This is a genomic window from Streptomyces sp. NPDC101118 (assembly GCF_044759445.1).
GTDB lineage: Bacteria > Actinomycetota > Actinomycetes > Streptomycetales > Streptomycetaceae > Streptomyces.
In genome coordinates this window covers 93683-106114 of record NZ_JBIVZG010000017.1, presented here as the reverse complement: position 1 = coordinate 106114, position 12432 = coordinate 93683, and the positions used below count along the sequence as shown (strand labels likewise).

The 12432-nt window shown below is 74.2% G+C and carries 14 protein-coding genes; 4 read left to right on the top strand and 10 right to left on the bottom strand.

The genetic code is table 11. The features are described 5' to 3' along the window. Positions 1 to 41 precede the first annotated feature (41 nt). The 5 genes from ACIQUQ_RS25300 to ACIQUQ_RS25280 all read right to left on the bottom strand — a co-directional run bounded on the left by ACIQUQ_RS25300 (position 42) and on the right by ACIQUQ_RS25280 (position 3849). Positions 42 to 716 carry a hypothetical protein gene (locus ACIQUQ_RS25300; protein ID WP_403979905.1) on the bottom strand — a complete coding sequence of 225 codons (675 nt, stop codon included), beginning with the start codon at positions 714 to 716 and terminating at the stop codon, positions 42 to 44. Positions 717 to 904: 188 nt separating this feature from the next. Continuing rightward, entirely contained in the window at positions 905 to 1354 is a 450-nt protein-coding gene (locus ACIQUQ_RS25295) for a DUF6114 domain-containing protein (protein WP_403979902.1), read from the bottom strand. Position 1355: 1 nt separating this feature from the next. Next, complete coding sequence (locus ACIQUQ_RS25290; RefSeq protein WP_403979899.1) at positions 1356 to 2000, bottom strand: DUF6230 family protein; 645 nt, start codon at positions 1998 to 2000, stop codon at positions 1356 to 1358. A gap of 214 nt (positions 2001 to 2214) precedes the next feature. Continuing rightward, a complete protein-coding gene (locus ACIQUQ_RS25285; protein WP_403979896.1) occupies positions 2215 to 3105 on the bottom strand; it encodes a MerR family transcriptional regulator in 891 nt (296 codons plus the stop codon). A gap of 18 nt (positions 3106 to 3123) precedes the next feature. Then, positions 3124 to 3849, bottom strand: coding sequence for a TetR/AcrR family transcriptional regulator (locus tag ACIQUQ_RS25280; RefSeq protein ID WP_403979893.1), 726 nt, complete (start codon positions 3847 to 3849; stop codon positions 3124 to 3126). Between the two features lie 138 nt (positions 3850 to 3987). Here ACIQUQ_RS25280 and ACIQUQ_RS25275 point away from each other — a divergent pair, with 138 nt between their 5' ends. Further along, the gene (locus ACIQUQ_RS25275) at positions 3988 to 5208 is read left to right on the top strand and encodes a saccharopine dehydrogenase family protein (RefSeq protein ID WP_403979890.1); all 1221 of its coding nucleotides are present in this window, start codon (positions 3988 to 3990) and stop codon (positions 5206 to 5208) included. A gap of 50 nt (positions 5209 to 5258) precedes the next feature. Here the strand turns inward: ACIQUQ_RS25275 and ACIQUQ_RS25270 are convergent, their stop codons facing one another. The 3 genes from ACIQUQ_RS25270 to ACIQUQ_RS25260 form a co-directional block, all read right to left on the bottom strand. Continuing rightward, positions 5259 to 6428, bottom strand: coding sequence for a low temperature requirement protein A (locus tag ACIQUQ_RS25270; protein WP_403979887.1), 1170 nt, complete (start codon positions 6426 to 6428; stop codon positions 5259 to 5261). A gap of 418 nt (positions 6429 to 6846) precedes the next feature. Further along, complete coding sequence (locus ACIQUQ_RS25265; RefSeq protein ID WP_403979884.1) at positions 6847 to 7242, bottom strand: hypothetical protein; 396 nt, start codon at positions 7240 to 7242, stop codon at positions 6847 to 6849. A gap of 155 nt (positions 7243 to 7397) precedes the next feature. Further along, positions 7398 to 8570, bottom strand: coding sequence for a Ku protein (locus tag ACIQUQ_RS25260; RefSeq protein WP_403979882.1), 1173 nt, complete (start codon positions 8568 to 8570; stop codon positions 7398 to 7400). 131 nt (positions 8571 to 8701) lie between these two features. Here ACIQUQ_RS25260 and ACIQUQ_RS25255 point away from each other — a divergent pair, with 131 nt between their 5' ends. Then, the gene (locus ACIQUQ_RS25255; RefSeq protein ID WP_403979879.1) at positions 8702 to 8944 is read left to right on the top strand and encodes a DUF6158 family protein; all 243 of its coding nucleotides are present in this window, start codon (positions 8702 to 8704) and stop codon (positions 8942 to 8944) included. Between the two features lie 52 nt (positions 8945 to 8996). On the opposite strand, the gene ACIQUQ_RS25250 is transcribed toward ACIQUQ_RS25255, so the two are convergent. Beyond that, the gene (locus tag ACIQUQ_RS25250) at positions 8997 to 9476 is read right to left on the bottom strand and encodes a VOC family protein (protein ID WP_403979877.1); all 480 of its coding nucleotides are present in this window, start codon (positions 9474 to 9476) and stop codon (positions 8997 to 8999) included. Positions 9477 to 9707: 231 nt separating this feature from the next. After that, a complete protein-coding gene (locus ACIQUQ_RS25245) occupies positions 9708 to 11255 on the bottom strand; it encodes an MFS transporter (RefSeq protein ID WP_403979875.1) in 1548 nt (515 codons plus the stop codon). Between the two features lie 191 nt (positions 11256 to 11446). Here ACIQUQ_RS25245 and ACIQUQ_RS25240 point away from each other — a divergent pair, with 191 nt between their 5' ends. Together ACIQUQ_RS25240 and ACIQUQ_RS25235 are read left to right on the top strand one after the other, a co-directional pair. Beyond that, the gene (locus tag ACIQUQ_RS25240) at positions 11447 to 11809 is read left to right on the top strand and encodes a DUF1304 domain-containing protein (RefSeq protein ID WP_403979872.1); all 363 of its coding nucleotides are present in this window, start codon (positions 11447 to 11449) and stop codon (positions 11807 to 11809) included. Continuing rightward, complete coding sequence (locus ACIQUQ_RS25235; protein ID WP_403979869.1) at positions 11806 to 12402, top strand: TetR/AcrR family transcriptional regulator; 597 nt, start codon at positions 11806 to 11808, stop codon at positions 12400 to 12402. The genes ACIQUQ_RS25240 and ACIQUQ_RS25235 overlap by 4 nt, the downstream gene beginning before the upstream one ends. Positions 12403 to 12432: the final 30 nt, after the last annotated feature.

Here is a 12432-nt window from a genome sequence, read left to right as displayed (position 1 = left end):
TCGGGGGCCGGGCGGCGGGTCTGCGAGCCGGCGGGCTTCGCTCAGCCGGTGACGGTGATCTGCTGGGACGGGTCGGTGGTGTCCGTCACGAGGTAGGTGGCGGTGAAGGTGGAGGTGGTGGCGCTGGTCGGACAGCCGAAGCCGCCGACCACCTTGACCGGGACGCTCGCGCCGGAGAAGGCGAGCGCGGACGGGGCGCCGTTGGTCCAGGTGCCGGGCACGGCGGCGGCCGCGGTGGGTGCGGCGGTGACCGTGCAGCTGGCGATGCCGCTGGTGCGGACGACCAGGCCGGCGGTGGGCACGGTCATGGTGGCGACGACCGGGGAGCCGTGCTGCATGGAGACGCCCCAGGTGCCGCTGGTGGTCACCGTGGCGCTGACGCCGGGCACGCTGGTGGTGCAGGAGCCGTAGGCCGGCGCGGAGATGGTGGACGAGACCGGGCCGGCCGCGTTGTGGTTGGCGGGTGCCTGCGGCACCGCGCCGGTGGACGTGGAGACGGTGCAGGTCACGGTGACGGAGCCGGCCTTGAGGGTGGCCTTGCCGGTGAGGGCCGCCTTGAAGGAGTGGCCGGCCGGGGTGACGGTGGTGGAGCCGGCCAGGGCCGGTCCGGATGCGGCGGCGGCCGGGCCGGTGAGGCCCACCGCCCCGAGGGCGAGGCCGGCGGCGGCCGCGAGGGCGAGTGCGGTGCGGGGACGGGTGCGGGTGCGGGTGGTCATGGCGGTGCTCCTTCGGGAGTGGGGTGGGGTGCGGCCGGTCCGACCGGGCCCGCGTACGGCCGGCCGCGGGGCGGCGGCGCGTGCGGGGGCCCGGGCGGCCTGGGGGATCGGCCGGGTGGGGTCGGGCTCAGGCGGTCGGGCTTCGGCGGGCGGGCTTCGGCGGGCGCGGGTGTCGGACCGGGCACGGTTCAGGAACCGGGCGCGGACGCCGGTTCCGGTAGGGAGCCCGGCGCACCGCCCGGACCGGCGCCGGGCGCGCCGTCCGGTACGGCGCGGGCCGCGGCGCCCCCTGCCGGCCCCGCCACCGGGCGCCAGGCGAACGTCAGCCCGCCGCCGACGATCCCGAGGACGGTGCCGATCAGGAAGCCGCCCAGGTTCGACAGGACCAGCGCGGCGCAGGCGAGGAGCGCGGTGACGATCCCGGCCAGGCTCCGGTGGTGCGGGGCGAACCAGGCGGTCAGACCCATGAGGATCATCAGGAGGCCCATCAGGACGGACGGGATCCCCGCCACGCCCTGATGGAGCATCACCTTCAGCGGGGCCAGCGGCAGGACGCTGATCTCGGCGCCGGCGAGTACGGTGACCAGGCCGCCCCAGAAGGGACGGCTGCGGCGCCAGCGCCGCCAGGCCCCCGCCATGTCAGAAGCATTCCTTCTTGCCCTTGGCGACGGTCATGTTCAGGCCGGAGAGCTTGAAGGTGCCCGCGTTGGTCGCCCAGGCGGTCTGCCTCAGCTTGGCGATGCGCACGGTGTCGGCCTGCTGGCCGAAGAGGTCCTGCATGCCCTGGGAGCCGTCGGGCCCCTTGTCGAGGGTGGAGGCGTCGCGGCCGATCTCGATGTTGGTGAAGACCGCGTCGCCGCCGAGCTGGGTGGCGTCCACGAAGAGGTCGGTGGCCTCGACGGGGGTGCCGCGGCCCGCGGTGAGGTTGAGCGAGATGTCCCCGATGACGGGGAGGGTGGTGACGACCGACTGGCAGAGGCTGCGCAGTTCGGCCTGTTTGATGGCGGTGACGGCGACCGGGATCAGTTCCTCCCGGGCGTTCACGTCGATGCCGCCGTACTGGGCGAACCCCTGGCCGGTGAGGCTTTCCGCGGAGACCTTGAACTGCTGGCCCGAGACGGCGAACGAGGCGGCGAGCGCGCCCTGGGAGAGGGCGATGCCGAGGCCGGCGGTGACGGCCAGGGCGGGGACGGTGAGGACGGCGAAGCGTCTCCAGCCGACCCTGCCCGTCACCTCCGGCGCGGGGCCGGGCGGAGTGTCGGAGGGTAAGCGGGCTTCCTGCATGGCGACATGTCCCCTTGTCAGCGAGGTGAACGTGCCTGGACCTGGCGGCCGGTGCGCGGGGCAGGGGCCGGCCGGGTGCGCCGGTGACCGGGCGACCGGTGGCCGCACCTCGTCCGGGGTGGTGGCGACCGGTCACCGGGCTCTGGTTACCGACGAGTTGAACGTATGAGTGCCAATGGCGGTTGGCAAGGTTGCGGCAACGGCGGTTTTCGGCCTACTCCTGGGCCGCCTCGGTACCGCTCACCAGCCCCAGCAGTTCCTCCAGTTCGGCCGTGACCCGCGCGGCCAGCGCCCGAGCGAACTCGGCCGCCACCACCTCGCCGGCGACCGGCCGGAGGGCCGCCACGGCCTCGGTGACCCGCTGCACCTGCTCGGCCGGAAGCGCTTCCAGGCCGCCCTCGCCGATGACGTGCCGGCGGAACAGGGCCACGAACCGGTCCGCCACGGCGGCCGCCTCGCCCTGTACGAACTCCCCCGCGTCCAGCACCTCCGAGACCGGAACGCCGCGCCGGACCAGGGCCACCGTCGCCTCCAGCAGCCGCCGGCTGCGGTGGGTCACGAGGTCGCCGTCGACGCTCAGGTAGCCCAGCGCGACCGCGCGCCGGGTGTCCTCGGGCGTGGCGCCGGGCCCGAAGGTCTCGCGCAGCCGGGCGAGCGGGAGGGTGACGGGCTCCTCGCGGGGCCAGTCGTGGGTCATGGCGCGTTCCAGGCCCAGCAGTCGGGCGAGCCCGCCGCCGCGCTCCCACGCGTCGAAGAGTTCGGCGATGGCGTTGACGGTGTAGCCCCGGCCCAGCAGGTCGTCGATCAGCCGGAGCCGGGTGAGGTGGTCCTCCGAGTACCAGGCGATCCGGCCCTCGCGGCGGGGCGGCGGCAGCAGCCCCCGCTCCTGGTAGTAGCGCAGGTTGCGGGCCTTCACCCCGGCCGCCCTGGCGAGTTCCTCCCGGCGGTAGCGCGGGCGGCCGTCGCCGGCGGGGCAGGGTCCGTCACCCGGAGTACGGCGGTCCGCGCCGGCCGGGTCGAGGCCGTCGCCGGCGGGCCGGCCGCCCGCGTCGGCCGGGCCGTCGCTCCCCGCGTCGTGGTCCCGCTCCCCCTCTGCCTGTGTCACCCGCGCGAGTGTAGAGCGTTACCCGTCGGTCGGCCCGCCCCCGGGGACGGCGCTGAGCTGGGCTTCCGCGCTGTCCAGCAGCATCCGCAGGGCGACCGGGTACGCGCTGTGCGTCATCCGGGCGGCCAGCAGCGGGGCGGTCGCGGCGATGTGCGGGTACGTGTCGGCGGGCAGCCGGGCGTACGTCGACTCCCACATCTCCTCGTCCGCGGCCCGCGCCTCCTCCGCCAGCGCCAGGGACCCCGCGTCCAGCGCCGCGAAGGCGAGGCTCTGGTCGATGAACGCGTGGTAGATCCGCACGGCCACCGGGTCCGGGAAGCCGGCGGTGCGGAGCACCCCGAGGATCGCCTCGTCGGCGGCGATCTCGCGCGGCCGCCCGGTGACCCGGCTGGCGGTGAGCACCGCCGCCTGCGGGTGGTCCAGGTAGGCGCGGTGGATGCGCAGGCCCAGCGCGCCGAGGTCGGCGCGCCAGTCGCCGGTGGCGGTCCAGCCCTCCAGGGCGCGGCCGGTGAGCTCCTCGCCGATGGCCCGGGTGAGGTCGTCCATGCCGGCGAAGTACCGGTAGAGGGTGCTGGGGTCCGCGCCGAGGGCGGCGCCCAGCCGGCGGGCGGTCAGGCCGCCGCTGCCGTGTTCGCGGAGCATCCGCAGGGCGGTCTCCACGATCATCCGCTCGGACAGCACGGTGCCCGTCTTGGTCGGCCGGCGCCTCCTGCGTGCCGGTTCGGGCACCACCTGCTTGGCCATGGCCCGTCCTTCCCGAGTGCCGCGCGTCCCCGGAACCGTACCCGCGGATCCTTATGCCAACGCCATTGACCTTAACTCCGGGCAACGCGTTTCATCGCCCTCCAAGGAGCGAGCGCTCCAACGGAAGAGGGTTGTGTCATGCGTGTACTGCTTGTGGGGGCTGGTGGCGTCGGCACGGCGATCACCCGGATCGCGGCCCGCCGGAAGTTCTTCGAGCACATGGTCGTGGCGGACTACGACCCGGCCCGGGCGGAGGCGGCGGTGGCCGCGCTGGGGGACGGCGAGACCCGGTTCAGCGCCTGCCGCGTCGACGCCTCGGACGAGGCCGCGGTGACCGCCCTGCTGGCGGAGCGCGGCTGCGACGTGCTGCTCAACGCCACCGACCCGCGGTTCGTGATGCCGCTGTTCAACGCCGCGCTGGCGGCCGGCGCGCACTACCTGGACATGGCGATGTCGCTCTCGTACCCGCACCCGGAGCGCCCGTACGAGGAGTGCGGGGTCAAGCTCGGCGACGCGCAGTTCGATCGGGCGGCGGAGTGGGAGGAGGCCGGGCGGCTGGCGCTGGTCGGCATGGGCGTGGAGCCGGGCCTGTCGGACGTCTTCGCCCGGTACGCGGCCGACGAGCTCTTCGACGAGATCGAGGAGATCGGCATCCGCGACGGCGCCAACCTCGCGGTCGAGGGGTACGAGTTCGCCCCCTCCTTCAGCATCTGGACCACGATCGAGGAGTGCCTGAACCCTCCCGTGGTGTACGAGTCGGGGCGCGGCTGGTTCACCACCCCGCCGTTCAGCGAGGGCGAGGTCTTCGACTTCCCCGAGGGCATCGGCCCGGTGGAGTGCGTGAACGTCGAGCACGAGGAGGTGCTGCTGATCCCCCGCTGGGTCGACGCCCGCCGGGTGACCTTCAAGTACGGGCTCGGCGACGACTTCATCGGCAAGCTGAAGGCCCTGCACGCACTGGGCCTGGACAGCACGGCGCCCGTCACCGTGCCCGGTCCCGGGGGTCCGGTCCGGGTCTCGCCGCGGGACGTGGTGGCGGCCTGCCTGCCGGACCCGGCCACGCTGGGCGGGCGGATGACCGGCAAGACCTGTGCCGGCACCTGGGTGAAGGGCGTCAAGGACGGGGCGCCGCGCGAGGTGTACCTGTACCACGTGGTCGACAACCAGTGGTCGATGGGCGAGTACGGCTCGCAGGCGGTGGTCTGGCAGACCGCGGTGAACCCGGTGGTCGCGCTGGAACTGCTGGCCGACGGCAGCTGGTCGGGCTCGGGCGTGCTGGGCCCGGAGGCGTTCGCTCCGCGGCCGTTCCTGGACCTGCTCACCGCGTACGGCTCCCCGTGGGGGATGCGCGAGCAGTGAGCACGGCGTACGGGCGGCCCGGGGGGACCGCCCGTACGGTGCGCGCGGCGCTACCCGGGTGCGGCCGCCCGCCGCCGGGCCAGCGCCTTGGCGTACAGCAGGTGGAGGATCGCCTCGGCGGCCAGCAGCAGGACCACCAGCCAGGGGGCGAGCACGTCCGCGCCGAGTACGACGAGGAGCGCCACGCCGATGCCGGGCACGGCCCAGACCGCGACCCTGCGCGGGGGGCTCCCGAACCGCAGGGCGATCAGGGCGTGCGCGGCGTGGTAGAGGGCGAGGCCGCCGGCGAGCGCCCAGACGGCGCCGCGGGCCAGGTGCGCGTGGCCGGCCTCCTCCACCGCAGTGGACAGCCCGGCGGCCATGAGGATGACGGCGGCGGTGACGAAGAAGTGCAGGAAGCCGCCGACGTCGCGGGCCATCAGGTAGGCCGCGCGGCCGCCGGCGGCGCCGAGCACCCGCTCGGCGCCGGTGGCGGCGAAGTCGAAGTACGACCACCAGAGCGCGGCCAGCAGCACGAAGCCGAGCACGGCCACCAGTCCGGCGGCGGCGGTCCAGGTGTGGTCGGCGGCGGTGATGAGCGCCAGCACGGACTCGCCCAGCACGATGATCACGAAGAGGCCGACCCGCTCGACCAGGTGGCCGGTGTGGACCTGCCCCGGGATCCCCACGCCGCGGGCGGTGAGCAGCAGCACCATCTCGGCGAGCAGCAGGGCCGCCCAGACGACGTAGATCCAGGGCGCGGGCACGGCGGCGGAGGCCGCCCAGAGCACCGCGGAGGCCAGGCAGTAGCTCAGCGGCCGCCAGCGCGGGATGCGGCGGGGCGGGGCGAAGCGGGTGGCGGGCCACCAGAGGGCCAGCAGGACGAGCCGGGTGCCGGCGTAGCCGAGGGCGTACGCGGGTGCCCGGTCGCCGTCGGCCTCGGGCGCGGCGGCGGCCATCACCGCCAGGCAGAGCATGGCGAACAGCATCGCGAAGCGGCGGCGGGCGCTGTCGTCCTGGAAGAGGTTGGCGGAGACGGTGAGGTTGGCCCACATCCACCAGGGCGGGAAGTAGAGGGCGAAGAAGACGCCGAACTCGCGCCAGCCGGGGTCGCCGTGCAGTCCGTGGGAGAGCTGCGCGACGAAGGCGACGAAGACGAGGTCGAAGAAGAGCTCCAGCCACCCGGCATGACGCTCGGCCTCGCGCACGGACGACGCGTCCGCGGACTGCGGTGTGCTCATCGGAACCACCCGGGTACGGCGACGGGCCACGACAGGAAGCATCAGACCACGGAACGGCGCGTTCGCGCCTGCGGTGACGCTCCGCGGGGTGGGGTGCGTGCGCGGCTGCGCCGGTCCGAGGCGGTGCCGGTCCGAGGCTTCGTGCCCCGCACCGCGGACGGCGGCCCGCGACCGGCCCGGCGCACCGGCTGGCCCGTCGCCCCGGCCGCGCCGGTTCGCGGGGGCGCCCTCCTCGGGCGGCCTACGACATCACGTTCCCCCTCGCCCACGACGCCGGTGCCGGCTCCGTCACGCTGCTGCCGGGTCCGGGTGCGGCGTTCGCGTCCATGACCTGCCGTCCCATCGGGCCGGCATGCCGACGACGCCCTGCGGGGGGCGCCGGGCTCGCGCGGTCTGCCGTGAACACGGGCGGCGGGCTCTACTTCTGGAGCCTCTGAGTGCGGGCCTTCGGAGGGCGGTCGCGTTTGACGCCGCAGCAGGCCAGGAGCTCGGTGCCGGTGGCGTCGAAGAACAGCTGGTAGCTCCACGAACGGTCCACCGTGTCGATGATGCCGGTGCGCAGGTGTTCGCCGCGGTGCCGGGCCAGGATCTCGACGGTCTCGTCCAGGCCCAGGGTCGTCTGGCCGGTCCGCAGCGTCCGCCGCCGCCTGGTCGTGGCGATGCCGGCGGCCATCCAGTGGGGCACCGCGTCTTCCCAGACCACCACCCGCCCGCCGGCGGCGACGGCGTCGCGTGCGGCCGCGCAGGCCCGCGTCTGGTCGGTGAGCATCGCGACGACGTCGGGGTGGGGCGGGTTCTCGTCCTCGGTGGCCATGCGGGGACTGTAGGGAGCGAGAGGGGTGGGCCGCCACGGGATTCCGCGGGGAGTGCGCGGGCTGCCGGACCGCCGGGCCCGGTGCCGGGCAGGCCCGCACGGGGGTGCGGGGCCGGTACAGGGGTGCGGGGCCGGTGCGGGCGGGGGTCCGCGCGTCAGGCGGCCCGGGGTGACTCCAGGGCCTTCGCCAGTTCGGCGCGGGTCATCGTCGAGCGGCCCGGGATGCCGGCCGCGGCGGCGCGTTCGTACAGCTCGGCCTTGGTGAGGTCCTTCAGGTCCGCGCCGCCGGATCCCTTGCCCGCCTGCCGGCCGGAGGCCGTCCGGGACCTGCCGCGGCCCGGCCCGGAGGCGGAGGCGCGCCCGTTTCCCCTACCGGTACCGGTGCGGGTGCGGGTCGGCTTGCCACGGCCGGAGCCGGTGGCCGTCTGGGCACCGGCGGTGCCGGCACGACGGCCGCGGCCCGTGCCGGAGCCCTTCCCGGCAGGGCCGTCGGAGCGGCCGGTGCGGCCGCCGGTGCGGCCGGATCCCCGGCCGCCACGCCCCGCGGAGCCACCGGCGGCGTCGACGCTGGCGCGGAGGACTTCCATCAGGTCCACCACGTTGGTGGCCTCCGCCGCCGGTTCCGCCTTCTCCGTTTCACCGCCCTCCTTCTTCGCCTTGATCAGCCGCGCCACCTCCGCCCGGTACGTGTCCTGGTACTCCTCCGGCTGCCACTCCATCGACAGGGCGTCGACGAGCTGCTCGGCCATCCGCATCTCGCGCCCCGACAGCCGGGTCCCGGACGAGGGCAGGAACTCGATCTCCTCCCGCGGGTCCCGGATCTCGTCCGCCCAGTGCAGGGTGTGCAGGGTCAGCACGCCCCGCTCCGCCTTCACCGCCACCAGGTACTCGTGGTTCCGCATCACGAAGGTCGCGATCCCCGCCTTGCCCGCCTTCTCCAGGGCCTTCACCAGCAGGGCGTACACCTTGGTGTACTCCTTGCCGCCGGGGCCGAGGTAGTACGTCTTCCCGAAGTGCACGGGATCGACCTCCGCGAGGTCGACGAAGCCGGTGATCTCCAGTGACCGGGACCGCCCGGGCGCGATGTCGTCCAGCTCCTCGCGTTCCACGACGACGTACTCGTCGTCCACGACCACGCCCTTCACGATGTCCTTCAGGCCGACCTCCTCGCCGGTGCGCTCGTTGACGCGCCGGTTGCGGATGCGGTCGGAGGTGCCGCGCTGGAGCTGGTGGAAGTGGATCGTGTGGTCCTCGGTGGCGGTCATCAGCCGCACCGGCAGCGAGACCAGCCCGAAAGTGAGCGCTCCGGCCCATACGGGACGCGCCATGTCGATCACCGTCCGTCGTGCGGGGTCCGGCCGCGGCAAGGCCGACCGGATTGTTCGCATTTACCCTGTCTTACGGGGAAGCAGTCATTCCGGCGGCCCCGCCCCTCACCACCGGACCGGAGGGAGTGACCATGGCCGAGCACGACGGCGGTGTGGCACCCGAGCAGCTGGCGGAGGGCCTCCTGCTGAAGGAGCTGGAGGCCATCCACCGCACCCGGCACGAAACGCTGCTGCACGGGTCGGCGGACGCCCTGCGGACCCACACCCAGCGCATGTCGGAGCTGGAGGGCGAGTACCTGCGGCGGCACCCGGACCGCGCTCCGGTGGCCGGCCGCACCCGCTCGGGCGCGCGGGCCCGCGGCACGGAGGGCTGACCCCGCCGGCCGGACGGCGGGCGGGTGAGGGCCGTGTCCCGCGCCCCCGTGCTCACTCCCCCGCGTACGCACGCTCCAGCGCCGCCAGGTCGATCTTGACCATCTGGAGCATGGCCCGGGTCGTCCGCGCGGCCTTCTCCTGGTCCTCGTCGCCCACCATGTCGAGCAGCACCTCGGGGAAGACCTGCCAGGACACCCCGTACCGGTCCTTGAGCCAGCCGCAGGCGACGCCGTGCCCGCCCTCGGTCAGCCTCTCCCAGTAGTAGTCGACCTCGGCCTGGTCCTTGCAGCGGATCTGGAACGAGACGGCCTCGTTGAAGGTGAACTCGGGGCCGCCGTTGAGGGCGACGAACTTCTGGCCGTTGAGTTCGAACTCGACGGCCAGGACGTCCCCCGCGGGCCCCGGGCCGGCCTCCGTGTACCGGCCGACCTTGCCGGGCCGGGAGTCCTTGAAGACGGACAGGTAGAACTGCGCGGCCTCCTCGGCCTGGCCGTCGAACCACAGGCACGTGGTGAATCCACGGTCGGACATCTCTGCCTCCTCGTACGGGCGTGCACCGCGCGGCGGGTGCCGCGCTACCTGTATGGACCGGTCCGGGCACCGGAACTCATCGGCGCGGCCGCGGAAATCTCCGTTCACCCGGCCGGCCCTGCAGCGGGGGCCGGCAGCAGGGGTCCGGGAACACGGCAGGGGCGGGCGCCGGGGATGTCCCCGTACGCCCGCCCCTGTACCTCCGCGCCGTGGGCCCGGCCCCGCCGGGGATCAGGCGGTCGCCGCCGCGGCGGCGGGACGGGCCTCCTCGGCGGTCTCCTGGGCGGGGGCCTCCTGGGCGGCGGGCTCCGCCACGGCGGGCGCGGCGGCAGCGTCGGCACCCGCCGGGTCCGCCTTGGCACGCAGGCCGATCCAGCCGATCAGGCCGACCAGAGCGAAGGCCACCGCGGCCACCACGAAGGTCAGGGTGAAGCCGGACTCGGCGGGCAGCTCCGGCACGCCCGCCGGCAGGTGCTCGATGGTCTGCGAGGCCAGGATCGTCGTGACGACGGCGCTGCCGATGGCGCTGCCCGTGGAGCGGGAGATGGAGTTGATGCCGTTGGCGATGCCGCTCTGGTGGTGCGGGACGCTCGACATGATCACGGCCGGCATGGCCGCGTAGCCGAAGCTGACGGAGGCACCGACGACCAGGCCGGCGCCGATCACCGAGAACGCGTGGCCGTGGTCCAGCGCGAGCCAGAGGAACCCGGCCGCGCCGAGCGCGGCGGCGAGGCCGAGGACCACGCGCGGGCCGCGGTGGCGGACCAGCCGGCCGCCGATCGGCGAGGCGAGCAGCGAGACGATCGCGCCGGGCAGCAGGAACTCGACCGAGGCCCGCAGGATCGAGGCGTCGAAGCCGTAGCCGGTGAGCGCCTCGGGCATCTGGACCAGGTAGGAGACGCCCAGGAAGTTGGCGAACATCCCGAAGCCGACCAGGATGCCGGCGAGGTTGGCCATCAGCACCGGGCGGTGGACGAACATCTTCATGTCGACCAGCGGCTCGCGGACCCGCCGCTCGACGAGCACCCAGACGGCCGTCATGACGGCGGCGCCGGCGAAGCTGCCCAGGGTCCGGGCGGAGCCCCAGCCCCACTCGTGGCCCTGGGAGACCGGCAGCAGCAGGAGCAGCAGGGCGATGCCGAGGGTGAGCGCACCGAGGACGTCCGTACGGCCGCCGGCCTTGGTCCGCGTGGCCGGGACCAGGAAGAGGACGGCCAGCAGGGCGATCACGGCGAAGCCGACGGCCATCCAGAAGGCGCTGCGGTAGTCCGCGTCGGAGCCGGAGGTGAGCAGGCCGGTGGCGACGAGCGCCAGGCCGCTGCCGAACGCGAGGGTGCCGCTGACCAGGGCCATCGCACCGGGCAGCCGCTCGGGGCGGACCTCTTCGCGGAGCACCGACAGGGCCAGCGGGAAGATCGCGGTGGCCGCGCCCTGGAGCACCCGGCCCACGATCAGCACGGGCAGCGAGGTGGCGAGTGCGGCGATGACCGAGCCGACGACCATGACACCGAGGACGGCGATCAGGGTGGGCTTCTTGCCGCGCTGGTCGCCGAAGCGGCCGAGCAGCGGGGTGAAGACGGCGGCCGAGAGCAGGGTGGCGGTGGTCACCCAGCTGACGTTCGCGGTGGTCGTGCCGAGGTCGGCGCGGATCAGCCCCAGGATCGGCACGGGCAGGGTCTGCATCATCGACACGACCATCGCGGCGAGGCTCAGGGCGAGGACGACGGCCGTCTCGCTGCGTCGGCCGGACGCGGTGGCCGGGGTGGCGGGGTGACTCATGGCGGCGGGGACCTTCTCGGTGCTCAATGCTTCAGGACGCGGATGTTTCATGTCTTCAAGTAACTGGACGAAGGTAGCCAGCATTAGTTCACTTGGTCAAGTAAATAATTGCTTTACCAAACCATTGCCTTGAGCCACCGACCCCGACGGGCGGTTGACGGAATGGACATGTGTCCATCTAAGCTGGACACATGTCCATCTTTGCGAACGTCCTCGTGGGCCTGGTCGCCCTGCTGCACGTCTACATCCTGGTTCTGGAGATGTTCCTGTGGGAGCGCGCGCCGGGCCGCGGCCTGTCGGGCTTCGATGCCGGCATGGCCCGGGCCACCCGGCCGCTCGCCGCCAACCAGGGGCTCTACAACGGCTTCCTCGCGGCCGGCCTGGTCTGGGGCCTGGTCGCCGCCGACCCCGTGGGCTTCCAGGCACGGGTGTTCTTCCTCGCCTGCGTGACCGTGGCGGGCCTGTACGGCGGCCTCACCGCCAACCGCCGGATCCTCCTGGCCCAGGCCCTGCCCGGCGCCCTGGCGCTGGCGGCCGTCCTCGTCGCCGGATGACGCCCCGTACCACCGCGCCGGACGAGGGCGGGGCGCGGGCCGCCCGTACCCGCGACCGGCTCCGCACCGCGCTGCTGGCCGAGTGCGCCGAGCGGCCGCTCGCGGAGATCACCGTCGCCGCGCTGGTACGCCGGGCCGGTGTCGGCCGGGCCACCTTCTACCTGCACTACACCGACGTACCCGACCTGGCCGTGGACACCTGCGCGGACCTGGCCCGGCAGGCGGTGGACGCGCTGCACGCCTGGCGCGGCGTGCCCGACCCGGCGGCTCCGCCGGAGCCGCTGGTCCGGTTCTTCACGGAGACCGCGGGCCACGCCGGGCTGTACCGGGCGCTGCTGCTGCCCGGGGGCTCGGGACCGCTCGGCCAGGCGCTCCACCGGGAGCTGCGGCAGCGCAGCCTGGCCGAACGCACGCTCGCGGGCGGCCACTCCCCCGCCCTGATCGCGTCCGCCGTCACCGCCACCTTCACCGGGGTACTGGCAGACTGGCTCCACGGGCTCGTCGAGGGCACGCCGGAGGCTCTGGCGGGCCAGGTGTGGCGGCTGCTCATCACCCTGCACCGGCATCCGTCTGGGCCCGCCGTAACTGGGTAGCGGCACGTGACGGGGGGCAGGCGGCGCACC

Bases quoted from the DNA above. Each gene is read 5' to 3' on its own strand.
- ACIQUQ_RS25300 (WP_403979905.1), bottom strand. From the start codon at position 716: ATGACCACCCGCACCCGCACCCGTCCCCGCACCGCACTCGCCCTCGCG.
- ACIQUQ_RS25295 (WP_403979902.1), bottom strand. From the start codon at position 1,354: ATGGCGGGGGCCTGGCGGCGCTGGCGCCGCAGCCGTCCCTTCTGGGGC.
- ACIQUQ_RS25290 (WP_403979899.1), bottom strand. From the start codon at position 2,000: ATGCAGGAAGCCCGCTTACCCTCCGACACTCCGCCCGGCCCCGCGCCG.
- ACIQUQ_RS25280 (WP_403979893.1), bottom strand. From the start codon at position 3,849: ATGGCCAAGCAGGTGGTGCCCGAACCGGCACGCAGGAGGCGCCGGCCG.
- ACIQUQ_RS25275 (WP_403979890.1), top strand. From the start codon at position 3,988: ATGCGTGTACTGCTTGTGGGGGCTGGTGGCGTCGGCACGGCGATCACC.
- ACIQUQ_RS25270 (WP_403979887.1), bottom strand. From the start codon at position 6,428: ATGAGCACACCGCAGTCCGCGGACGCGTCGTCCGTGCGCGAGGCCGAG.
- ACIQUQ_RS25265 (WP_403979884.1), bottom strand. From the start codon at position 7,242: ATGGCCACCGAGGACGAGAACCCGCCCCACCCCGACGTCGTCGCGATG.
- ACIQUQ_RS25260 (WP_403979882.1), bottom strand. From the start codon at position 8,570: ATGGCGCGTCCCGTATGGGCCGGAGCGCTCACTTTCGGGCTGGTCTCG.
- ACIQUQ_RS25255 (WP_403979879.1), top strand. From the start codon at position 8,702: ATGGCCGAGCACGACGGCGGTGTGGCACCCGAGCAGCTGGCGGAGGGC.
- ACIQUQ_RS25250 (WP_403979877.1), bottom strand. From the start codon at position 9,476: ATGTCCGACCGTGGATTCACCACGTGCCTGTGGTTCGACGGCCAGGCC.
- ACIQUQ_RS25245 (WP_403979875.1), bottom strand. From the start codon at position 11,255: ATGAGTCACCCCGCCACCCCGGCCACCGCGTCCGGCCGACGCAGCGAG.
- ACIQUQ_RS25240 (WP_403979872.1), top strand. From the start codon at position 11,447: ATGTCCATCTTTGCGAACGTCCTCGTGGGCCTGGTCGCCCTGCTGCAC.
- ACIQUQ_RS25235 (WP_403979869.1), top strand. From the start codon at position 11,806: ATGACGCCCCGTACCACCGCGCCGGACGAGGGCGGGGCGCGGGCCGCC.